This is a genomic window from Niallia sp. Sow4_A1 (genome assembly GCF_052116745.1).
Lineage (GTDB): Bacteria > Bacillota > Bacilli > Bacillales > Cytobacillaceae > Niallia > Niallia hominis.
In genome coordinates this window covers 1-4642 of sequence record NZ_JBQKKM010000098.1, presented here as the reverse complement: position 1 = coordinate 4642, position 4642 = coordinate 1, and the positions used below count along the sequence as shown (strand labels likewise).

At 36.0% G+C, this 4642-nt stretch carries 8 protein-coding genes; 2 read left to right on the top strand and 6 right to left on the bottom strand.

The annotated features are described in order from the left end of the window. Positions 1 to 139 precede the first annotated feature (139 nt). From ACTQ5K_RS25195 to ACTQ5K_RS25185, 3 genes are all read right to left on the bottom strand, one after another. Positions 140 to 337, bottom strand: coding sequence for a hypothetical protein (locus ACTQ5K_RS25195; protein ID WP_441994438.1), 198 nt, complete (start codon positions 335 to 337; stop codon positions 140 to 142). Between the two features lie 18 nt (positions 338 to 355). After that, positions 356 to 487 carry a DUF3941 domain-containing protein gene (locus ACTQ5K_RS25190; RefSeq protein WP_081836758.1) on the bottom strand — a complete coding sequence of 44 codons (132 nt, stop codon included), beginning with the start codon at positions 485 to 487 and terminating at the stop codon, positions 356 to 358. A gap of 89 nt (positions 488 to 576) precedes the next feature. Next, positions 577 to 1437, bottom strand: coding sequence for a DegV family protein (locus ACTQ5K_RS25185; RefSeq protein WP_031540714.1), 861 nt, complete (start codon positions 1435 to 1437; stop codon positions 577 to 579). A gap of 206 nt (positions 1438 to 1643) precedes the next feature. On the opposite strand from ACTQ5K_RS25185, the gene ACTQ5K_RS25180 reads away from it, so the two are divergent. Together ACTQ5K_RS25180 and ACTQ5K_RS25175 are read left to right on the top strand one after the other, a co-directional pair. Next, positions 1644 to 2468 (top strand): YitT family protein, encoded by an 825-nt coding sequence (locus ACTQ5K_RS25180; RefSeq protein WP_441994437.1) that lies wholly within the window; start codon positions 1644 to 1646, stop codon positions 2466 to 2468. 14 nt (positions 2469 to 2482) lie between these two features. Further along, positions 2483 to 2845 (top strand): hypothetical protein, encoded by a 363-nt coding sequence (locus ACTQ5K_RS25175; protein ID WP_251628586.1) that lies wholly within the window; start codon positions 2483 to 2485, stop codon positions 2843 to 2845. Positions 2846 to 2973: 128 nt separating this feature from the next. Here the strand turns inward: ACTQ5K_RS25175 and ACTQ5K_RS25170 are convergent, their stop codons facing one another. From ACTQ5K_RS25170 to ACTQ5K_RS25160, 3 genes are all read right to left on the bottom strand, one after another. Beyond that, on the bottom strand, positions 2974 to 3165 hold the full coding sequence (locus ACTQ5K_RS25170; protein ID WP_251628587.1) for a DUF3813 domain-containing protein: 192 nt from the start codon (positions 3163 to 3165) through the stop codon (positions 2974 to 2976). Further along, the gene (locus tag ACTQ5K_RS25165; RefSeq protein ID WP_251628588.1) at positions 3166 to 3318 is read right to left on the bottom strand and encodes a hypothetical protein; all 153 of its coding nucleotides are present in this window, start codon (positions 3316 to 3318) and stop codon (positions 3166 to 3168) included. It lies immediately after the preceding gene. Positions 3319 to 3455: 137 nt separating this feature from the next. After that, a complete protein-coding gene (locus ACTQ5K_RS25160) occupies positions 3456 to 4274 on the bottom strand; it encodes a Cof-type HAD-IIB family hydrolase (RefSeq protein WP_441132542.1) in 819 nt (272 codons plus the stop codon). Between the last annotated feature and the right edge of the window lie 368 nt (positions 4275 to 4642).

The following is a 4642-nucleotide window of genomic DNA, read 5'->3' as shown; positions in this document are numbered from 1 at the left end:
ATGGAAAAGTAACAGAGGAGTGTTCTCTAAGCCCACTAGAGCAGAAATCTGCATGGAAAGGTAACAGAGGAGTGTTCTCTAAGCCCACTAGAGCAGAAATCTGCATGGAAAGGTAACAGAGGAGTGTTCTCTAAGCCCACTAGAGCAGAAATCCGTATGGAAAGGTAACAGAGGAGTGTTCTCTAAGCCCACTAGAGCAGAAATCTGCATGGAAAGGTAACAGAGAATCGCTCTCTACGCCTTTCTTAACAAAAAACAGCATCAAAAGGTAACAAACAAAGAAACCATAAATCACCACACCAAAAACAAACCCTATCAAGAGAGCTGCCAATCCCATTGACAGCCCCTCCATAACTTATAAATGATCTGTTTTTTTGCTGTATTGATGTTTACCATTTTTGCGGTTTTTTTCACGCATCATGTTCTTTTCATGACGCAATGCATTGTTGTCTTTTGCTTTTTTATCATTATCAGAAGTATGTGGCATAATAAATACTCCTTTCAGCATCATCTTTTGTTCCATAGAACATTGATAGTATGAGTGAAAGGAGTAAACTTTATTCTATGTTAAAGCTGTTATTCCGAAACTTTATTTAAGAAGAAAATAGCGATTGTTCCTGCACCAGTATGTGAACCAACAGATGCACCAATGGAAGAAATGAATACGTCTTGTGGATGGAATTTTTCTACAATCATTTCTTTCACTTCTAAAGCTGTTGCTTCATCATCTGCATGGCTTATGGCAAACACTTGTTGATCCAATTTTTCGCCCCGCTCTTCTATTAGTTCCATCATTCTGCGCAAGAGCTTCTTTTTGCCACGAATTTTTTCAAGAGGAACCAATTTTCCATCTTCTACATGAAGAAGAGGCTTTATATTTAGTAACCCACCGAGAAATGCAGATGCTTTTGAAACACGGCCACCTTTGGCTAAATATTCTAGATCCTCCACTGTAAATAAGTGTTCCATATGCTCGCATAAGAACTTTAGTCGTGGTATAATTTCACTTACGTCTTTACCTTGATCGCGGAGTTTCACCGCTTCTTGAACAACTAAACCAGTACCTAATGATGCGCATTTGCTATCAATGATTGTGAAATCAAAATTAGGATATTCTTCCTTTACTTGCTCCGAAATCATTACTGCTGTTTGGTATGTTCCAGATAATTGCGAAGAAAATGCAACATACACAGCTTTTTCATTATTTTGGGCTAATGCTGTAAAAACATCTTTAAATAATGCTGGAGAAACTTGTGATGTTTTTGGAACTTGTCCACTACGAATAGCATTATAGACAGTGGTTGGTTCAATTGTTTTTAAATCCTCGTATTCTATCCCGTCTAAATTAACTTTTAGCGGTAATAGTGTCACCTCATGTTTCTCATAATAGGATAGAGGTAAATCACTTGCACTATCTGCTAGGATTTTAAAAGTCATATTCATTCCACTTCTTTCTATTTTTTATAAAAACATATGGTAATTGGAGTACAGTTATGATAAATAACAATAATCTCTGTGAAAATGCCTTGTTTTTTGATAACAAGGCATACTTATTTGTAGTTTATAAAATTTCAAGGGAAAAAACAATGAATAGTAAATGCAATAATAGTAAAAATTACTATATAAAGTAATGGAGGATACATATGTATTGGTTATTAACAAAAAAATTAATTGTTGTTATTTTTGGGGCATTATTAAATGCTATTGCCATGAATTTTTTCCTAATACCTGCTGATGTGTATGCAAGCGGCTTTGCAGGAGTAGCTCAACTTGTATCAAAAGTAACACCAATTTCCACAGGGATATTATTATTTATTCTCAATGTTCCCATTGCTATACTTGGCTGGTTAAAGGTAGGGCGATCCTTTACCTGTTTTAGCTTCTTAAGCGTAGTTTTTATGTCTTTGTTTATGGAAATCATTCCAGTAACAAGCTATTCCCATGATATTTTGCTGAATGCTGTTTTTGGTGGTGTAATTGCTGCAGTTGGCGTGGGGTTAACGTTAAAGTGGGGAGCATCTACTGGCGGAATGGATATTATCGCAATGATTCTTTCTCGGGTGCAAGATAAGCCAGTCGGTACTTATTTCTTTATATTAAATGGAGCAATTATCATTACAGCAGGCGCCATGTTCGGTTGGGAAAAAGCTTTATATACGCTAGTGAATCTCTATGCGGCAACAAAGGTGATTGATACGATACATACTGCACATCAAAAATTAACCGTGATGATTATTACAAAGAAAACGACAGAACTAAAGATTGCCATCCATGAAAAATTAGTTAGGGGTATTACAATTTTGCCAGCACGGGGAGCATTTTCCAATGAACCAAAGGAAATGCTAATGATTGTTGTGACACGTTATGAACTATATGATATAGAACGAGTGATTAAGGAAGTTGATCCACATGCATTTACCAATGTCGTACAGACGACAGCAGTACTAGGTTTCTTTCGAAAAGCATAAAGGAGGTTGTTGGTTTGCAGAAAATACTAGCAGTTGTCTTATGTGTTATCATAAGTGGATTTACTCCGTATATGTCCACAGCATCGGCAAATTCTAATAAAGAAAAAGTGGATCTTTCTAATCTCTCTGTAAATGGGGCAAATGGAAATTATCTCGTTAAAGGGATGATTTCTGGTAGTGAAGATGATGTCTATTATACAGTGGAGGATGGCCACAATGAATTAATCGCCAAAAAGAAAGTGCCATTAACCAATCACAAATTTATGCTAGAAATTCATTTGAATAAGAAAGATCTTCCTACGAATGGAACGGTTATTTTATACTTTTCGGAAGAGGGAAAAGAGCCATATCCAGTGGTGTTAGAAACATTTTCTTGAACTTACGGCTTATTTCCATAACAGGCTTGCGAAACTACTAAAAAAAAGCTGTCCAATAAAGTATATCTCCCAAGCGTTTTCTTTTTATACGCTTGTAAAGAGTAACTTTATTTGGACAGCTTCATTCATTATTGTGTGTGAATTTGATCCAGCTCTTTTTGTAAAGCTGCTAATTGCGACTGTTCGGCTGTAGTTGTGTTCGAATATGCAGAGCTAATGGCATTCTTTGCTTTATCAACTAAGCCGTCTAAATCTTTGCCGTTCGCATATTTAGCTACTTCAACTGCTTGTCTGGCTTCTTGAAAAAGTCTATTTCCCATTTATTCTAATCCTCCATGAAATTGTCTTTCATTTGACATTTTGTAGCTCTCAGCTTCAGCATATGTCATATGATAAGGGATACGTTCGGAATGCTTTGATACGGAGTCTACTCCTTGCTGTACGAAGCGTTTCGATTTATTTCGTTTTCCCATTCATGATCCCTCCGAGTGTTAGAGTATAATTGGAAAGACAAAGAAGCATTTCATTTTCAAGTGAAACAGTGATTTGCTGCTTCTATTATAGTATGGTCGAAAGTATCAGCTTTAAAGACGGTAAAGATACCCAACTTTTAAAGAGCACGAAGGTTTAAAGCCTCATTTAAATAAATAGCTATTCCGTCTTCTTCATTGGATAAAGTAATGTCATTAGCAAGGGCTTTTAACTCATCAATCCCATTCCCCATTGCTACCCCTTTTCCAGCATATTCAATCATTTCAAAGTCATTATCTTCATCCCCAAAGGCAATAATATTTTTTTGTGGAATTTGATAGTAATCAGACACCTTTTGCAATCCAATTGATTTATTTATCCCTGTTTTAACAATTTCAATGACATGAAATGGATCTGCCCAACGGCGATGGTCAATTAAATCTGCATGGACTTCAGATAAATGCTTGCGGATTGCAGGAACATGCTCTTCTTCTGCATGAATTAGGATTGAAGTAGGAGCACTTTCCAAAAATTCGAGTAGGTTTCCAACCGTTACTTTTGGATTTCCTAAGGAAAAAATATCGATTAGTTTTTCATCATGATAATGATAGTACACATCATCCATTACTTCTGCGATAATGTTATGAAAAGGATAATCATTGCACGCAGACACAATATCACGAGCTGTTTTTATATCAAGCGGGGAATGATAAAAACCCCAATTTGAATCTTTTGGATGATGAATAAAAGCTCCATTAAAGTTAACGATAGGAGTATGTAAGTTTAATTCATGATAAATCGCTTCGCTTGCGCGGAAAGGTCTCCCAGTTGCAATCATCACTTCATGACCATCATTCATCGCTTTTTGAATGACTTTTTTTGTAAGGGGAGAAATGGTTTTATCATCTTTTAATAAAGTTCCGTCAAGGTCTAAGGCAATTAGGTGTTTTTCTGTCATAGTGTCTCCTTTAGTGTCAATATAGTAATTTTAAATTCATCTTTTTAGGGGCGTAATTTTCGAAAAAAATGCCACTTCATGTTACACTTACTAATACATATAGAATATTATTACACTTTATTCGTTAATTCTACTTTTAGATTGTTAAGTTATGTAAAATAAATGAAATAGTAGATAAACTCCCTTTATAATCTTTACAGTTTTCCCCACTTTTAACGGAGTGACATTCCCTTTAAGCTGGAGGAGAATGCGAAGAGGTTAATGGGAGAAGAACTGTCCGTAAAGGTCCGATTGGTTCAACTAATCATCAGTGGGGGAAGGCATCCCACTGATGAAAGTTTCACTTTATCCCACTCTTAACGGACAGT

What these genes read in the sequence shown, in the direction of transcription:
- ACTQ5K_RS25165 (WP_251628588.1), bottom strand. Translation starts at nt 3,318, where the DNA reads ATGGGAAAACGAAATAAATCGAAACGCTTCGTACAGCAAGGAGTAGAC.
- ACTQ5K_RS25180 (WP_441994437.1), top strand. Translation starts at nt 1,644, where the DNA reads ATGTATTGGTTATTAACAAAAAAATTAATTGTTGTTATTTTTGGGGCA.
- ACTQ5K_RS25195 (WP_441994438.1), bottom strand. Translation starts at nt 337, where the DNA reads ATGGGATTGGCAGCTCTCTTGATAGGGTTTGTTTTTGGTGTGGTGATT.
- ACTQ5K_RS25190 (WP_081836758.1), bottom strand. Translation starts at nt 487, where the DNA reads ATGCCACATACTTCTGATAATGATAAAAAAGCAAAAGACAACAATGCA.
- ACTQ5K_RS25170 (WP_251628587.1), bottom strand. Translation starts at nt 3,165, where the DNA reads ATGGGAAATAGACTTTTTCAAGAAGCCAGACAAGCAGTTGAAGTAGCT.
- ACTQ5K_RS25160 (WP_441132542.1), bottom strand. Translation starts at nt 4,274, where the DNA reads ATGACAGAAAAACACCTAATTGCCTTAGACCTTGACGGAACTTTATTA.
- ACTQ5K_RS25185 (WP_031540714.1), bottom strand. Translation starts at nt 1,437, where the DNA reads ATGACTTTTAAAATCCTAGCAGATAGTGCAAGTGATTTACCTCTATCC.